Below are 13,536 nucleotides of genomic sequence, written 5' to 3'. Positions count from 1 at the left end.
ATTAACGCCCCCCGAGCAGCAAGACGTCGGCAGCAGTGAAGAGGAAGATCACCACACTGATGTAACCGTTCATATTGAAAAACGCCGCATCGAGTTTCGCCAGATTGCCGCCCCGCAGCAGCCAGTGCTCATAGCCCAGCATCGTCGCCGTGACGAGGAGTCCGACAAGAAAGATCATCCCCAGCCCCAGCGTCGACCACACCCCTGCCAGCAACCCGAGCATCACCAGATGAAAAGCCCTTGCCGTCCAGAGGGAACCGGCAATGCCGAGATGTACCGGAATCGAGTGCAGGCCGCTTTGCCGGTCAAACTCCAGATCCTGGAGCGCGTACAGGATGTCGAAGCCGGCGACCCAGAAGAGCACGGCCAGCCCAAGGAACAACACAGGCAGGGCCACGTCTCCCCGGATGGCGATCCAGGCACCGATGGGGGCAGCGCCGAGACAGACGCCGAGCACCACGTGCGCCAGGGCGGTAAACCGCTTGCAGTACGAGTAGAGGACCAGGAAGAAGAGCGCCACCGGGGCTAGGTAGAGGCAGAGCCGGTTGAGCATGAACGCCGCATAGAGCATCACCAGCACTGAAAAAACGATGAAGGCAACAACCGTCCCCTTGCCGATCAGCCCCGCCGGGATTGCCCGCCCGGCCGTCCGCGGGTTGCGGGCATCGATATCCGCGTCGATCAGCCGGTTCAGGCCCATCGCCGTGGTGCGGGCTCCCACCATCGCCACGAGGATCCAGAATATCTGGTACCCGGTAGGGAGCCCACGGGCAGCCAGTACCGCCCCCGTCAACGCAAACGGCAGGGCGAAGATCGTGTGGGAAAACTTGATCATTTCCAGGAACACTCTGGCCTTGCCGAATGCGCCCATTGCTACCCTTTCCTCAATAACCATTTTTGGCCTCACGCCGCAGCCCCGTCTGCAGATATCCGCTGACCCGCTTGAGTTCCCAGGTGACGGTCGACAAGTCGAACATGCCGGGGTACTGCTCGTAGGGGTACCTTTTTTTCAACGCCTGCACCCGACCATCATCTTCGTAAACGTAGCTCGACCTGATTTCGAGATCGACCGAGGCCAGTGCCACAACCGTTTCTGCTCCGGAGCTGCCGATCGTCACCTTCAGCTTGTGATAATAGAGACGGCCCCCTTCCGGCAGAGTGACGCCACCGGCCTTGGTTGAAAAATTACGGTACTCGGTCAGGATAATACCTTCCCGCTCATCCGCCGACTCGATGGTGTAGCCGTCTTGCTGCAAAAGGAACTTGACTGCCGCCATTACCCGCTCCTCCGGTAACTTCACGGAAAAACGAGCCTCTTCGAGCGGCGTCGCCGCCAGGCGAAGATGGTAACAGCCGGCGACCACCAGCCAGAGCAAAAGAGCCAGTCCCCGGAAAAGCCGCATATTCATCGGAAACCGTACTCCCTCCAGCGGGTCGCGACCAGCCGTACCGTCGCCGGGTCGGCCAGCACTTCCGCCGACCGGCGTGTCGCATCGATGCCGAGCCGCCCCTCGAGCCAGGGAAACCGGGGCTGGCGTACGCCGTCATCATCAATGATCAGATCGGAGCGCCAATCGGTGCCATTCATCACCCGCCAGGCAACCCGGGAAAGATCCTGAACATCGACATCCTCACCGACCAGCACGATGACCCGGGCGCGGCGCATCAACTCCGACCGCCACATCGCCTTGATCAGCTCTCTTCCCCGCCCCTTTTCCCCGTCCCGCACCGAGACGATCGCACTGTTGTGAAAAATCCATTCCAGCGGAAAGTTGATATCGACAATCTCGGGCCAGCGCCGTCGAAATAGTGGCAGGAAAAACCTTTCCGCCGCCTTGGCCAGGAAACAGTCCTCCGCGGGCGGTGGGCCGACTACCGTTGCCGGATAGATACAATCCCGGCGCCGGGTAACATGGCTGACCCGCAACAGCGGCACATGCCGGGCCGGTTGATAAAAGCCGCTATGGTTGCCGAACGCCCCGTCACTTACCTCTTCGGCCGGATCGATGACCCCCTCGATTACCAGATCGGCATCGGCCGGCACCAGCAGGTCGGAAGTCTGGCAGCGGACCATCGGCAGCGGCGCGCGCCTGAGAAACCCGGCAAGGTACATTTCGTCGAGTTCTTCGGGAAGCGGTAGGGTCGCAGCAAAAATCGCCGCCGGATCGCCGCCGACAGCCACCGCGACCGGCATCTTTTCCTGCCGACGGCAATACTTCCGGTAATGGAGATCGCCGCCGGCACCGGCATGCCAGCGGATACCAGCCCGGGCAGCGTCGAAAACCGGCACCCTGTACATGCCGCAGTTGGCAGCGCCAGTATCGGGATCACGAGTAAAAACGAGCGGGAGAGTGATGAATCGACCCGGCCAATCCGGTTTGCCGTCACCGGGCCAGCAGGTGAGGAAAGGGTAGGCCGTCAGATCAACGGCATCATCGACGATATCCCTGCAGCGTCCTGTCTCGACGGTTACCGGAGCAAATTCGGCAAGCTCTTCCTGGCGGGGCAACTCCGCACGGCTTGCCGTATCTGCCCCCCCTGGCGTCAGCGCCAGCAGTTCGTCCATCCGCTGCTGCAACTCGTCGAGCGTTGTCAGCCCCAACGCCACGGCCATTCGTTGCGGCGAGCCGAACAGATTGGTGGCGACCGGAATCGCACCCCCCCGCACCTTCTCGAACAGCAGCGCCGGCCCTCCCGCGGGAGCTTTGGTCACCCGGTCGGTGATGGCGGCAATCTCGAGGTGTGGGTCAACCTCCGCCCCGACGCGATGCAGAGCACCAAGCCGGTGCAACTCTGCCAGGAAATCGTGCAAGTCCCGGTACGCCATGGCCCCCTTCATTGGGCAAAAGTCCGCGCTGAATCTAATTTTCTAGCACGTTCCACCCGCGACTGACAACCCTTTTCTTGGTCGGCAGCCGGTTAAACTGTTGACAAAAGAAAGGGAAACCGCTATAAGAGTCCGAGTCGGGATGTAGCGCAGCCTGGTAGCGCACCTGCTTCGGGAGCAGGGGGCCGCTGGTTCAAATCCAGTCATCCCGACCATAAAGACAAAAAAAGGGGCCTCGTGCAGGCCCCTTTTCTTTTTCACCTCTCCGCTCGCTTCGTTACGCTTTATCCAGGTACTGCTCGAACTGTTTCTTGTCCTGGGCACAGCGGTACGCCTCCTCCGCAGCAACCCGCTTCATCTTTAACAGATCGAGCAGGTGCTGATCCATCAGCTGCATGCCGTCCCGCTTGGCGGTCTGGATGATCGACGGAATCTGAAAGGTTTTCCCCTCCCGGATCAGGTTGGCGATGGCCGGCGTGCCGAGCATGATTTCCAGGGCAGCCACCCGCCCTTTCCCGTCGGCGGTCTTCAATAATTGCTGGCACACTACCCCCTTGAGCGATTCGGAAAGCATGGCCCGCACCTGTTCCTGGCCATCTTTCGGAAAGACATCGATAATTCGGTCAATGGTCTTGGCCGCCGAATTGGTATGCAGCGTGCCGAAGACCAAGTGGCCCGTTTCGGCAGCGCTCATGGCGAGGCTAATCGTCTCCAGGTCCCGCATCTCCCCAACCAGGATAACGTCGGGGTCTTCGCGCAACGCCGCCCGCAGCGCGTTGGTAAAGCTGTCCGAGTGCTCGCCGATCTGCCGCTGATTAAGCAGCGAAAGTTTGTTTTCATGAATGAATTCGAGCGGGTCCTCCAGGGTGAGGATATGCTCCTGGCGGGTGGAATTGATCAGATCAATCATGGCCGCCAAGGTCGTCGATTTCCCCGAACCGGTCGGCCCCGTCACCAGCACCAGCCCTTTTTTGAACTGGGTCATCTTCCGTACCCCTTCAGGCAGGCTCAGATCATCGGCCGACAGGATTTTGCTCGGGATAATCCGGAAGACGGCGGCGATCCCCCGGTGCTGCATCATATAATTCCCCCGGAAGCGGGCCAGCCCCGGAATTGCGTAAGCGAAGTCGAGGTCGTGCCTCGCGTCGAATTCCTCCTGCTGCTTGGCCGACAGGATTTCGAACAGAATCCCCCTCAGCTCATCATGGGTCAGCGCCTTGAAATTCTGCCGGACCATCTCGCCATGGAGCCGGAAAATTGGCGGCGCCCCGGTCGACAGATGTAGGTCGGACGCCCCCTGTTCCTTCATCATCTTGAAAAGTGCATCAATCCGTGCCATGTGCCATCTCCATCAGGTCAAGATCGAGGTTTGATAATCCTCGATGGATATCTCTCCTTCAACTACCAGCGTCTTCCCTTCCTCGACAATACCGGACCACCCCTTGCCGCGCAGATAGTCGAGAACCTCCCGGTCGTCGCGGGCCGAGGCGAAACGTTTCCTCATCTCCTCGTCGAAAACGAGCATCTCCAACAGATATCGTTTGCCTCGATAACCAGTCTGGTCGCACGAAGCGCAACCGACCGGCCGACAACCGACCGGAACATGAAGCTCCGCCGCCAGCCCGGCAAGCTCTTCGGCCGAGGGCGGCCCCTGCTCCCGGCAGTCAGGACAGAGAGTACGGACTCCCCGGCAGACGATGATCCCCTTCGGCTGTAGCGGAATCATCTGCAGCTTGTCACGAAAAGTGAGCAGATGCTTGAACGTACCGGCAAGATCGGCAAAACCTACGCCGGCGACGACCAGCTTGCCGCGAAGCGCCGCCCGGCAGGCCGCCGCGAAGCCGTGACCGTCTGCAACATCTTCAATGGCCAGAATATCGGGATCGTGATCCAGCACCCCGGGGATCAACGCTCCGAGCTCGGAATGCCGGGGGACGGCAACCCGCGGAAAACGTTTTTCCCCGGGATTGGTCCCTTCGCCAAGAACCATCACCGTTTTACCTGTCGTATCACACTCCTGCAGATAGAGATTGATCACCATCTGCCGGATTTCCCGTTCGCGCGCCGCGACAAGGAGCAGACCTCGGTTGAGCGCCGCAAGATCCCCAAACTGTCCGAGTTTCTCTGCCGACAGGCCAAGATCGGCCACCGAGCCGGGGAATGGTGCGGCAACGTGCATTCTGAACGTCAGATGCTCACCAGCTTCACTCCGGAGCGACGCCACCTGAAACGGGATATTTTTCCCTTTCCAGGCAAAGGCGAGTTCACCCCGGCCGGTGAGCTCGACTTCTCCCAGACGGGCCAGCTTCCTGGTCCGCTGGACAACTTCTGGATAGTAGGCGGCCGCCAGCCGACCGATCTCACGCGTTACCCCGCCCCGGCGCCCGACGACGATGACGGTTTCCCCGAGCGGTTGCAGCGACAGTGAAGCAAGCTTCTGTTGCAGGATAAAGAGGAGCAGATAATCGAGTAACTTACCGCCGCTCAAGTCTTCATTGATTGCGGCAATGGCCTGCGGCGGAAAATTGGCCGAAGCAAAACCGAGCGATACTGTCGAATCGGCCGCGCCGTAGAACAGCTCCTGCATTTCCCGAATTTCACGGATCAGCGCCACGGAAACCGTAACCGAACAACCGGTGATCCGTTCAACTTCGGTAACGGCAGTCAGGTTGAGGGGATCGGCAATAGCGATACTCAGCTCATCGCCAGCGCGGATCAGCGGAATCAGATTATGCTGTCTCGCCAGTGTCGCCGACACCAAGGCGACCGCCTGTTGATCGAACATGGGCGGTTTGAGGCGCACATAGGGGATATTGAGCTGATTCGACAGTGCCCAGTCGATATCTTCCTGGGTGACGATACCAAGAGTGACCAGCGCCTCACCGAACCGGCAGCCGGTCTGCTCCTGTTCTGCAAGGGCGGCAGCAATATCTTCCTCGCTGATGATCTGACACTTGAACAGGATGGAACCGAGCGACCCTTCCTTGACGATACTGTCCATTATTCCCCTCCCTTTACTTCCCATCGGCCGGATACCCCGGTACTTGAGCACAATTTTGTTTTTGTCTCGCCTCTTTACATTTCTTGCCGCCCTGTGCTAGCCTGACGGATATTTCGGCCCCGTACCGGGAGCTTACCGTTCTTCCGCCCGTGATGGCGCCCCAGGAGAAACCATGAAGAAAAAAGCGCTGGCCCTCCTTTCCGGAGGACTCGACTCTACCCTTGCGGTCAAAGTAATGCTTGAGCAGGGTATCGACGTCGAGGCCCTCAATTTCACCTCCCCCTTCTGTACCTGCACCGGCAAAAACGCCGGCTGCAAATCTGAGGCAGTCAGGGTTGCCGAAGAGTTTGGCATCCCGATCAAAGTCATGCACAAGGGCGTCGATTACCTGGAAGTGGTACGCAACCCACGGCATGGCCACGGCAAAGGGATGAACCCCTGCATCGATTGCCGGATCTTCCTGCTACGCAAGGCCCGGGAATACATGGCCACCTCCGGAGCGGACTTCGTTATTACCGGTGAAGTGCTTGGCCAGCGGCCGATGAGCCAGCGCCGCGACACTCTCCGGGTTATCGAGCGCGAGAGCGGCTTGGAAGGTTTGCTGCTCCGGCCTCTTTCGGCACAGCATTTCGCGCCGACCATCCCCGAGCAGAACGGCTGGGTCGACCGGGAAAAACTACTGGCCATCCAGGGGCGTTCCCGCAAGGTCCAGATGCAGTTAGCCGAAGACCTGGACGTCAAGAACTATCCCTGCCCTGCCGGCGGTTGCCTGTTGACGGAAGTTTCTTTCGTCTCCAAGGTCCGGGATGTCTTCGACCATTCGGATGAGCTCAATCTCCGCGATTTTCGCCTGCTGAAAGTAGGGCGCCATTTCCGGGTCGGGGAACGTACCAAGGTCCTTGTCGGCCGCAATGAGGCCGAAAACAACTTGCTCGGCCAGGCTATGCAGCAGGGTGAAGCCGCCATTCGCTGGATGGAGGGAAGCAGCCCGACTGCAGTGGTAATGGGGATTCTCAGCGAAGAACTGCTGGAAACGGCCGTCCGGCTCCTCCTCCGCTACACCAAGGCGGAGCCGGGGCAATCCTGCTCGGTCAGCGTGGCTATTGACGGCCATGAACGGCAGCTGGTAGTGGACAATACCTTTTCGGACCCGGATATCGAGCGATTCCGGGTATAGCCCTGCCTTCACGAGGCAGTGCCGGCTTTGCAGTGTAGCTTTTACCGCGGTGCCTGCTCGGTTGGCGGGGCGGCAGCGCCAGCCGGCACATTTTCACCAGCCGGCGGCTCCGTTGCGCTGTTTTGCGGCGGCGTTTCGCGCTGCTCGGAGTTACCGGCCCCGGCGGCAGGTGCCTCGCTGGCCGCCGGCTGACCAGGTACAGTCGCCGACGAGAGAGGAGTAAACGGCACCTCCTGCTGTTTGATACTCTCGTCGACCTTGCGCTGCATGCCGCTGATATTGGGTGATTCCGCCAGGGCTTGGCGGTATTCGTCTTCGGACAGCGCCCCTTTGCTGCGCAGCAGCCGCAGGATCATTTCCGACCGCTTCAGCACCTTGTCGAGGTGCTTATACGGGTTGTAGGCCTGCCGCGGTCCGGGGAGCATCGCCGCCAGGAAGGCACATTCCCGCGGGGTGAGAGCCGCCGCCGACTTACCAAAATAGTAATGGGCGCCGTGCCCGATCCCGTAGATCATCGGTCCCAGCTCAACGACATTGAGATAGAGCTCGATGATTCTTCCCTTTGTCAGCTCCTGCTCCATCCGTTTTGCCAGAATCACTTCCTCGATTTTCCGGCTGATCGTTTTCTCCCGGGAGAGAAAGAGGTTTTTTGCTACCTGCTGGGTAATCGTTGAGGCCCCCCGAGCAAAGCTCTTTTTCTCCAGATCGTACTTGATGGCGTTCTTGATCGCCTTGACGTCAATCCCCTCATGTTTGTAAAAATTGGCATCTTCGGCAACAATCACCGCCCATTTCATCTCGGCGGGGATGCTTGCCGAAGCTGTCCAGTAGCGGTTTTTCGGGCCAACGACAAAGGAGTGATAGTTGTTGTGCCAGTCCTTGACCTGGATTGTCATATTCATCCGGCGGTTCTTCAACACCTCCACCGACGGCAGATTCATAATCGAGACGCCGATGTACCCCACATAGAGTAATATGATTCCCAAGATTGCCAGGACGATTTTCTTTTTCTTCATCGGTTCTCTCTCACAACAACGGAAGGGCACCTGTCACAGCCGCCCTTCCCGGTCGCATGGCGTCGCTTAGACTGCCACGCCAGTATTACGCATAACGGCCATTGCCGCTGCCATCCTTACCGCCGCAATCATGCTCTTTGCCGATGCCCGCCCCGTTCCGGCTAGATCGTAGGCTGTTCCGTGATCCACCGAAGTACGGATAATCGGCAAACCAAGCGTTACGTTGACAGCATCGTCGAAATGGAGGAGCTTCAACGGGATCAACCCCTGGTCATGATACATGCACACCACAGCGTCATATTCACCCTGGACGGCGAAATGAAACAGGGTGTCCGCCGAGAGCGGGCCGGTTGCCTCGATCCCTGCCAGCCGAGCTAGCTTCACTGCCGGAGCAATGATCTTTTCCTCTTCGTCACCGAACATCCCCCCTTCGCCGCAGTGGGGGTTGAGCGCCAGCACGGCGATGCGCGGACGGCAACAGAAGTAGCGACCAACATCCCGGTTGACGATGCGGATCGTCTGCACGACCTTCTCAATGGAGAGCAGGGACGGAACGTCTCGCAGGGAGACATGGATCGTAACCAGCGCCACCCGGAGACGCTCTCCGGCCAGCATCATCACGTATTCGTCGCTGCCGGTCAGTTCCGCCAGCAACTCGGTATGCCCGGGGTAACTATGGCCTGCCCGATTCATTGCCTCTTTGTTGATCGGCGCCGTCGCCATTCCGTCGACCTCGCCAGTCAGACAATGGCGGGCCGCCTCGACGATATAGCGGTACATGGCGTCTCCGGACGCAGCGGTCGGCTGTCCATATGCCATATCCACGTCGGCCAGGGTCGTAAGAGGTATGAGCGGCACCGCCGGACCGGTTAGCGATGCGGCTTCATTGACAGAGGATACCGTAGCGAACTCCCGGCCGGCGCCAACAAGTGAATTCGCTCGTGCAATGGCTCCATTGTCGCCAAAAACGACCGGTCGACAGACGGCGGCCACTGCCGGCTCGGCAACCGTCTGCGCAATGATCTCCGGGCCGATACCTGTCGGGTCGCCCATGGTAAGGGCTATGAGCGGTTTCTCCATTGTCATTGCCGTTGTTATACCCTACGTTGGCCTAAAAAAAAAGAGCGGCACGGGCCGCTCTTAATTCAGCTAATCGATTTATACGTTATTTCCTGGCTGATTTTGCCGCAACCTGCATCCGGATTGCCGCCCGCTCCAGGGCTGCCTCCATGACCCGGTACTTCTTGTCCTCTGCAGAAAGGGTTTTCAGCGCGGTTTCCGCACGGCCAAGCGCGGCCTGGGCCCGTTCAAGGTCAATTTCGTCGGCCCGTTCGGCGGTTTCCACCAGCACAACAGCCTTATCGTCCTTGATCTCGAAGTAGCCCCAGTTAACTGCCAGGTAACTGGAACCGCCGTTCTGCTTGTACGACAGCTCGCCGATTTTCAGTGCAGTCAGGAACGGTGCATGACCCGGCAGCACGCTGAATTCGCCCAGCGAGCCGATAGCGGTGATTTCGTCGACCTCTTCGGTCAACACCTTCCGATAAGGCGTAACCAGTTCGAATGTAATTTTTTCTGCCATCTATAATCCTCCGCTGGAGTAGCGCCGCTCAGCGGCGCGTCTTCTCCGGCGATCTGATAACGTCAATTAAGCGGCAAGCCGCTGGGCCTTCTCAATGGCTTCTTCGATCGTCCCGACCATGTAGAACGCCTGCTCGGGGATATCGTCATGTTTGCCTTCAACGATTTCCTTGAACCCTTTAATGGTGTCCTTCAGCTCGACATAAACCCCGGGGGTACCGGTAAATGCCTCGGCAACATGGAACGGCTGGGACAGGAAGCGCTGAATCTTCCGGGCCCGGGCAACGACCTGCTTATCTTCCTCGGAAAGTTCGTCCATCCCGAGAATCGCGATGATGTCCTGCAGGTCTTTATAGCGCTGCAGGACGTACTGCACTTCACGGGCGACCTTGTAATGCTCATCGCCGACGACCTGCGGATCGAGGATCCGGGAAGTCGAGTCGAGCGGGTCAACGGCCGGATAGATGCCGAGCTCGGCAATCTGCCGGGAAAGAACGGTCGTTGCGTCAAGGTGGGCAAACGTAGTGGCCGGGGCAGGGTCGGTAAGGTCGTCAGCCGGAACGTAAATCGCCTGGACCGAGGTAATGGAACCTTTCTTGGTCGAGGTGATCCGCTCCTGGAGTTCACCCATCTCAGTCGCGAGGGTCGGCTGGTAACCAACGGCCGAAGGAATACGGCCGAGGAGCGCGGACACCTCGGAACCGGCCTGGGTGAAACGGAAGATGTTATCGATAAAGAGAAGCACGTTCTGGCCCTCTTCGTCGCGGAAGTATTCGGCAATCGACAGCGCCGTGAGAGCAACCCGGGCACGGGCTCCCGGCGGCTCGTTCATCTGACCGTAGACGAGCGATGCCTTGTCGAGAACGCCCGACTCCTTCATTTCCATCCAGAGGTCGTTCCCTTCACGGGTACGCTCACCCACCCCGGCGAAAACCGAGAAACCACCGTGCTGCTTGGCGATGTTATTGATCAGCTCCATGATCAGAACGGTCTTGCCGACGCCGGCGCCACCGAAGAGGCCGATCTTACCGCCACGGGCATACGGGGCAAGCAGGTCAACGACCTTGATCCCGGTGGTAAACGCTTCGATCTTCGTCGACTGGTCTTCGAACAGCGGCGCGCTGCGGTGAATCCCGTACTCTTTCTCCGCATTGACCGGCCCCATCTCATCAACCGGCTCACCGATGACGTTGATGATCCGGCCAAGAGTTTTGCGTCCTACCGGCACCGAAATCTGTTTACCGGTATCGAGAACGTTCTGGCCGCGAACCAAACCGTCGGTCGAATCCATCGAAATGGTCCGGACCGAATTTTCGCCAAGGTGCTGGGCAACTTCCAGTACCAGGTTGTATTCGCGATCGTCAATTGCGGCATTGGTTACCCGCAGAGCATTGTAAATGGGGGGGAGCTTACCCGGCTCAAACTCGACGTCGACAACCGCGCCGATAACCTGCGTAATCTTTCCGATATTCTGACTCATTGTACCCTCTTCCTCCTGCGGCCGGTAACGGCCTCTCTTTTCTATACGTGCAAACTATCCCTTGATTGATTCGGCGCCGGAAATGATTTCCATGAGTTCGGTGGTAATGGCAGCCTGGCGCGCCCGGTTGTACTGAAGCGTCAGTTTGCCAATCATTTCCGTGGCATTCTTCGAGGCGCTGTCCATGGCGGTCATCCGGGCGCCATGCTCGGCAGCTATCGACTCCAGGACGGCCCGGAAAATCTGCACTTCAATATGTTTCGGCAGAATCTCCGCCAACAACTCGCCCTTCGACGGCTCGTAGATGTATTCGGGCGCATATTCCTCTTCATTGCTGGCAGGAGGAGTAATCGGCAGCAGCATTTCAAGCGTGATGTCCTGAGACATGACGGTCTTGAAGGCATTGAAGAGCAGATAAACCTCGTCGTATTCCTCGGCAATGAAGCCTTCAATAACCTCACGCGCCAACAGCGCTGCCGTCTGGTAGTTGGGGCTGGACAGAACGTTGCTGTAGTTTTTCCACACCTTGTGCCGGTTCTTCAGGAAGTCAAACCCCTTCCGACCAATGGTGAGGACACTCAGCTCGGCATAGTCGCCCTTCTTTTCCTTCAGAAAACGCTCGGCGGCTTTGCAGATATTGGCGTTGAAGCCACCGCAGAGCCCCCGGTCCGAGGTAACGACAATGAGTAACGCTTTTTCGGCAACCCGCTTCTGGAGGAGCGGACTGCTCTCCACATCACCGCTCCGGGAAAGCCGCTCCAGCACCTCGCCGAGTTTCTTGGCGTAGGGACGCGCCGCAACAACGCTTTCCTGAGCCCGCCGCAGCTTGGCTGCGGAGACCATTTTCATGGCTTTGGTGATCTGCCGGGTATTCTTTACGGAACTGATCCGCTTTTTAATCGATTTAAGGCTAGGCATGGGCGAAGCACCGTCCTTGAATTACGCAGTAAATTCCTTCTTAAACTCATCAAGCGCCGCAATGATCTTCGTTTTGAGATCATCATCAATGGCCTTCTTCTCCCGCAGCTCGGCCAGAATGTCAGCCTTCCGCGTATCGAAGAATGTATTGAGCTCCGACTCGTAACGGTTCAGGACGGAGACGGAATACTCGTCGACATAGCCGTTATTGGCAGCAAAGATGACGATGACCTGCTTCTCGGCCGGCAGCGGCCGGTATTGGGGTTGCTTGAGAATTTCAACCAGGCGCTCGCCGCGGGCCAGCTGCATCTGGGTGGCTTTGTCCAGATCGGAACCGAACTGGGCAAAAGCAGCCATCTCACGATACTGAGCCAGGTTCAGCCGGAGGGTACCGGCAACCTGTTTCATCGCCTTGATCTGTGCGGAGCCGCCGACGCGGGAAACTGACAGACCGACGTTGATGGCCGGCCGGACCCCGGAGTAGAACAGGTCACTCTCAAGATAGATCTGGCCGTCTGTGATGGAGATGACGTTGGTCGGAATGTAAGCGGAAACGTCACCGGCCTGCGTTTCGATGATCGGCAGCGCGGTCAGCGAACCGGCCCCGCAATCGTCAGAAAGCTTTGCCGCACGCTCGAGGAGACGGCTATGGAGGTAGAAGACGTCGCCCGGGTAGGCTTCACGTCCCGGCGGACGACGGAGCAGCAGGGACAGCTGCCGATAAGCCACGGCCTGTTTGGACAGGTCGTCGTAAATGATGAGGGCATGCTTGCCGTTGTCGCGGAAGTATTCGCCCATCGTAACCCCGGTATAGGGAGCGATGAACTGGAGAGGAGCCGGTTCGGAAGCCGTGGCGGCGACGACGATCGTGTAATCCATCGCCCCGTGCTCCTGAAGCTTGCCAACCACCTGGGCGACCGTCGAGCGCTTCTGGCCGATGGCGACATAGATGCAGATGACGTCGCCCCCCTTCTGGTTGATGATCGTGTCGATGGCAACTGCCGTTTTACCGGTCTGCCGGTCGCCGATGATCAGCTCGCGCTGACCGCGGCCGATCGGCACCATCGAGTCGATCGCCTTGAGGCCGGTCTGCATCGGCTGGTGAACCGATTTCCGCTTGACGATACCGGGGGCTTTGACTTCCACCTTCCGGAAGTCCTTGCTGTCGATCGGCCCCTTGCCATCAATCGCCTCCCCGATGGCATTGACGACGCGGCCAACCAGGGCTTCGCCTACCGGAACCTCAACGATGCGGCCGGTCCGCTTAACCGAGTCGCCTTCCTTGATCCCTTCAAAGTCCCCCAGGATCGCCGCCCCGACGTTATCTTCTTCGAGGTTGAGCACCATCCCGGAAACACCGCCAGGGAATTCGAGGAGCTCACCCGCCATGGCCTTGTCGAGGCCGTGGATGCGGGCGATACCATCGCCGACGGAGATAATGGTGCCGGTTTCGGCAACCTCTACCTCCTTGCCGTAGTCCTTGATCTGCTTTCTGATAATCTCGCTGATTTCTTCCGCTCTGATTTCCATGGAACG

12 protein-coding genes and 1 tRNA gene are annotated in these 13,536 nt (G+C 58.9%); 2 read left to right on the top strand and 11 right to left on the bottom strand.

What is annotated here, in order from left to right; genetic code table 11:
- Position 1 precedes the first annotated feature (1 nt).
- Genes QMN23_RS00925 through QMN23_RS00915 form a run of 3 tightly spaced genes read right to left on the bottom strand, consistent with a single transcriptional unit; the run spans position 2 to position 2,827 of the window.
- Entirely contained in the window at positions 2-871 is an 870-nt protein-coding gene (locus tag QMN23_RS00925) for a 4-hydroxybenzoate octaprenyltransferase (RefSeq protein ID WP_282001229.1), read from the bottom strand.
- 13 nt (positions 872-884) lie between these two features.
- Positions 885-1,409, bottom strand: coding sequence for a hypothetical protein (locus tag QMN23_RS00920; protein WP_282001228.1), 525 nt, complete (start codon positions 1,407-1,409; stop codon positions 885-887).
- Complete coding sequence (locus QMN23_RS00915) at positions 1,406-2,827, bottom strand: UbiD family decarboxylase (RefSeq protein ID WP_282001227.1); 1,422 nt, start codon at positions 2,825-2,827, stop codon at positions 1,406-1,408. Before QMN23_RS00915 ends, QMN23_RS00920 begins: the two co-directional genes overlap by 4 nt.
- Positions 2,828-2,965: 138 nt before the next feature.
- On the opposite strand from QMN23_RS00915, the gene QMN23_RS00910 reads away from it, so the two are divergent.
- Positions 2,966-3,042: transfer RNA gene (locus QMN23_RS00910), tRNA-Pro, on the top strand.
- A 62-nt stretch (positions 3,043-3,104) separates the two neighbouring features.
- Here the strand turns inward: QMN23_RS00910 and QMN23_RS00905 are convergent.
- Positions 3,105-4,166: a type IV pilus twitching motility protein PilT gene (locus QMN23_RS00905; protein WP_282001226.1), complete on the bottom strand. Its 1,062-nt coding sequence runs from the start codon at positions 4,164-4,166 to the stop codon at positions 3,105-3,107.
- A 12-nt stretch (positions 4,167-4,178) separates the two neighbouring features.
- Complete coding sequence (locus tag QMN23_RS00900) at positions 4,179-5,828, bottom strand: GspE/PulE family protein (protein ID WP_282001225.1); 1,650 nt, start codon at positions 5,826-5,828, stop codon at positions 4,179-4,181.
- A 172-nt stretch (positions 5,829-6,000) separates the two neighbouring features.
- On the opposite strand from QMN23_RS00900, the gene QMN23_RS00895 reads away from it, so the two are divergent.
- Positions 6,001-7,005 carry a hypothetical protein gene (locus QMN23_RS00895; RefSeq protein WP_282001214.1) on the top strand — a complete coding sequence of 335 codons (1,005 nt, stop codon included), beginning with the start codon at positions 6,001-6,003 and terminating at the stop codon, positions 7,003-7,005.
- A gap of 41 nt (positions 7,006-7,046) precedes the next feature.
- Here QMN23_RS00895 and QMN23_RS00890 read toward each other — a convergent pair whose 3' ends face one another.
- The 6 genes from QMN23_RS00890 to atpA all read right to left on the bottom strand — a co-directional run bounded on the left by QMN23_RS00890 (position 7,047) and on the right by atpA (position 13,530).
- Positions 7,047-8,021: a transglycosylase domain-containing protein gene (locus tag QMN23_RS00890; protein ID WP_282001212.1), complete on the bottom strand. Its 975-nt coding sequence runs from the start codon at positions 8,019-8,021 to the stop codon at positions 7,047-7,049.
- A 66-nt stretch (positions 8,022-8,087) separates the two neighbouring features.
- Positions 8,088-9,107, bottom strand: coding sequence for a 4-hydroxythreonine-4-phosphate dehydrogenase PdxA (pdxA, locus tag QMN23_RS00885; RefSeq protein WP_282001211.1), 1,020 nt, complete (start codon positions 9,105-9,107; stop codon positions 8,088-8,090).
- A gap of 79 nt (positions 9,108-9,186) precedes the next feature.
- A complete protein-coding gene (locus QMN23_RS00880; protein WP_282001210.1) occupies positions 9,187-9,603 on the bottom strand; it encodes a F0F1 ATP synthase subunit epsilon in 417 nt (138 codons plus the stop codon).
- Positions 9,604-9,669: 66 nt separating this feature from the next.
- A complete protein-coding gene (gene atpD / locus QMN23_RS00875) occupies positions 9,670-11,082 on the bottom strand; it encodes a F0F1 ATP synthase subunit beta (protein WP_282001209.1) in 1,413 nt (470 codons plus the stop codon).
- Between the two features lie 54 nt (positions 11,083-11,136).
- Complete coding sequence (atpG, locus tag QMN23_RS00870) at positions 11,137-12,000, bottom strand: ATP synthase F1 subunit gamma (RefSeq protein WP_282001208.1); 864 nt, start codon at positions 11,998-12,000, stop codon at positions 11,137-11,139.
- Positions 12,001-12,021: 21 nt separating this feature from the next.
- The gene (gene atpA, locus QMN23_RS00865; protein ID WP_282001207.1) at positions 12,022-13,530 is read right to left on the bottom strand and encodes a F0F1 ATP synthase subunit alpha; all 1,509 of its coding nucleotides are present in this window, start codon (positions 13,528-13,530) and stop codon (positions 12,022-12,024) included.
- Between the last annotated feature and the right edge of the window lie 6 nt (positions 13,531-13,536).

The sequence above is a fragment of the Geotalea uraniireducens genome (assembly GCF_027943965.1).
In the GTDB taxonomy this organism is placed as follows: domain Bacteria; phylum Desulfobacterota; class Desulfuromonadia; order Geobacterales; family Geobacteraceae; genus Geobacter; species Geobacter uraniireducens.
The sequence above is the reverse complement of the archived record's forward strand: the minus strand, read 5'-3'. Positions and strand labels throughout refer to the sequence as shown.

What these genes read in the sequence shown, in the direction of transcription:
- QMN23_RS00925 (WP_282001229.1), bottom strand. Translation starts at nt 871, where the DNA reads ATGGGCGCATTCGGCAAGGCCAGAGTGTTCCTGGAAATGATCAAGTTT.
- QMN23_RS00920 (WP_282001228.1), bottom strand. Translation starts at nt 1,409, where the DNA reads ATGAATATGCGGCTTTTCCGGGGACTGGCTCTTTTGCTCTGGCTGGTG.
- QMN23_RS00915 (WP_282001227.1), bottom strand. Translation starts at nt 2,827, where the DNA reads ATGGCGTACCGGGACTTGCACGATTTCCTGGCAGAGTTGCACCGGCTT.
- QMN23_RS00905 (WP_282001226.1), bottom strand. Translation starts at nt 4,166, where the DNA reads ATGGCACGGATTGATGCACTTTTCAAGATGATGAAGGAACAGGGGGCG.
- QMN23_RS00900 (WP_282001225.1), bottom strand. Translation starts at nt 5,828, where the DNA reads ATGGACAGTATCGTCAAGGAAGGGTCGCTCGGTTCCATCCTGTTCAAG.
- QMN23_RS00895 (WP_282001214.1), top strand. Translation starts at nt 6,001, where the DNA reads ATGAAGAAAAAAGCGCTGGCCCTCCTTTCCGGAGGACTCGACTCTACC.
- QMN23_RS00890 (WP_282001212.1), bottom strand. Translation starts at nt 8,021, where the DNA reads ATGAAGAAAAAGAAAATCGTCCTGGCAATCTTGGGAATCATATTACTC.
- pdxA (WP_282001211.1), bottom strand. Translation starts at nt 9,107, where the DNA reads ATGACAATGGAGAAACCGCTCATAGCCCTTACCATGGGCGACCCGACA.
- QMN23_RS00880 (WP_282001210.1), bottom strand. Translation starts at nt 9,603, where the DNA reads ATGGCAGAAAAAATTACATTCGAACTGGTTACGCCTTATCGGAAGGTG.
- atpD (WP_282001209.1), bottom strand. Translation starts at nt 11,082, where the DNA reads ATGAGTCAGAATATCGGAAAGATTACGCAGGTTATCGGCGCGGTTGTC.
- atpG (WP_282001208.1), bottom strand. Translation starts at nt 12,000, where the DNA reads ATGCCTAGCCTTAAATCGATTAAAAAGCGGATCAGTTCCGTAAAGAAT.
- atpA (WP_282001207.1), bottom strand. Translation starts at nt 13,530, where the DNA reads ATGGAAATCAGAGCGGAAGAAATCAGCGAGATTATCAGAAAGCAGATC.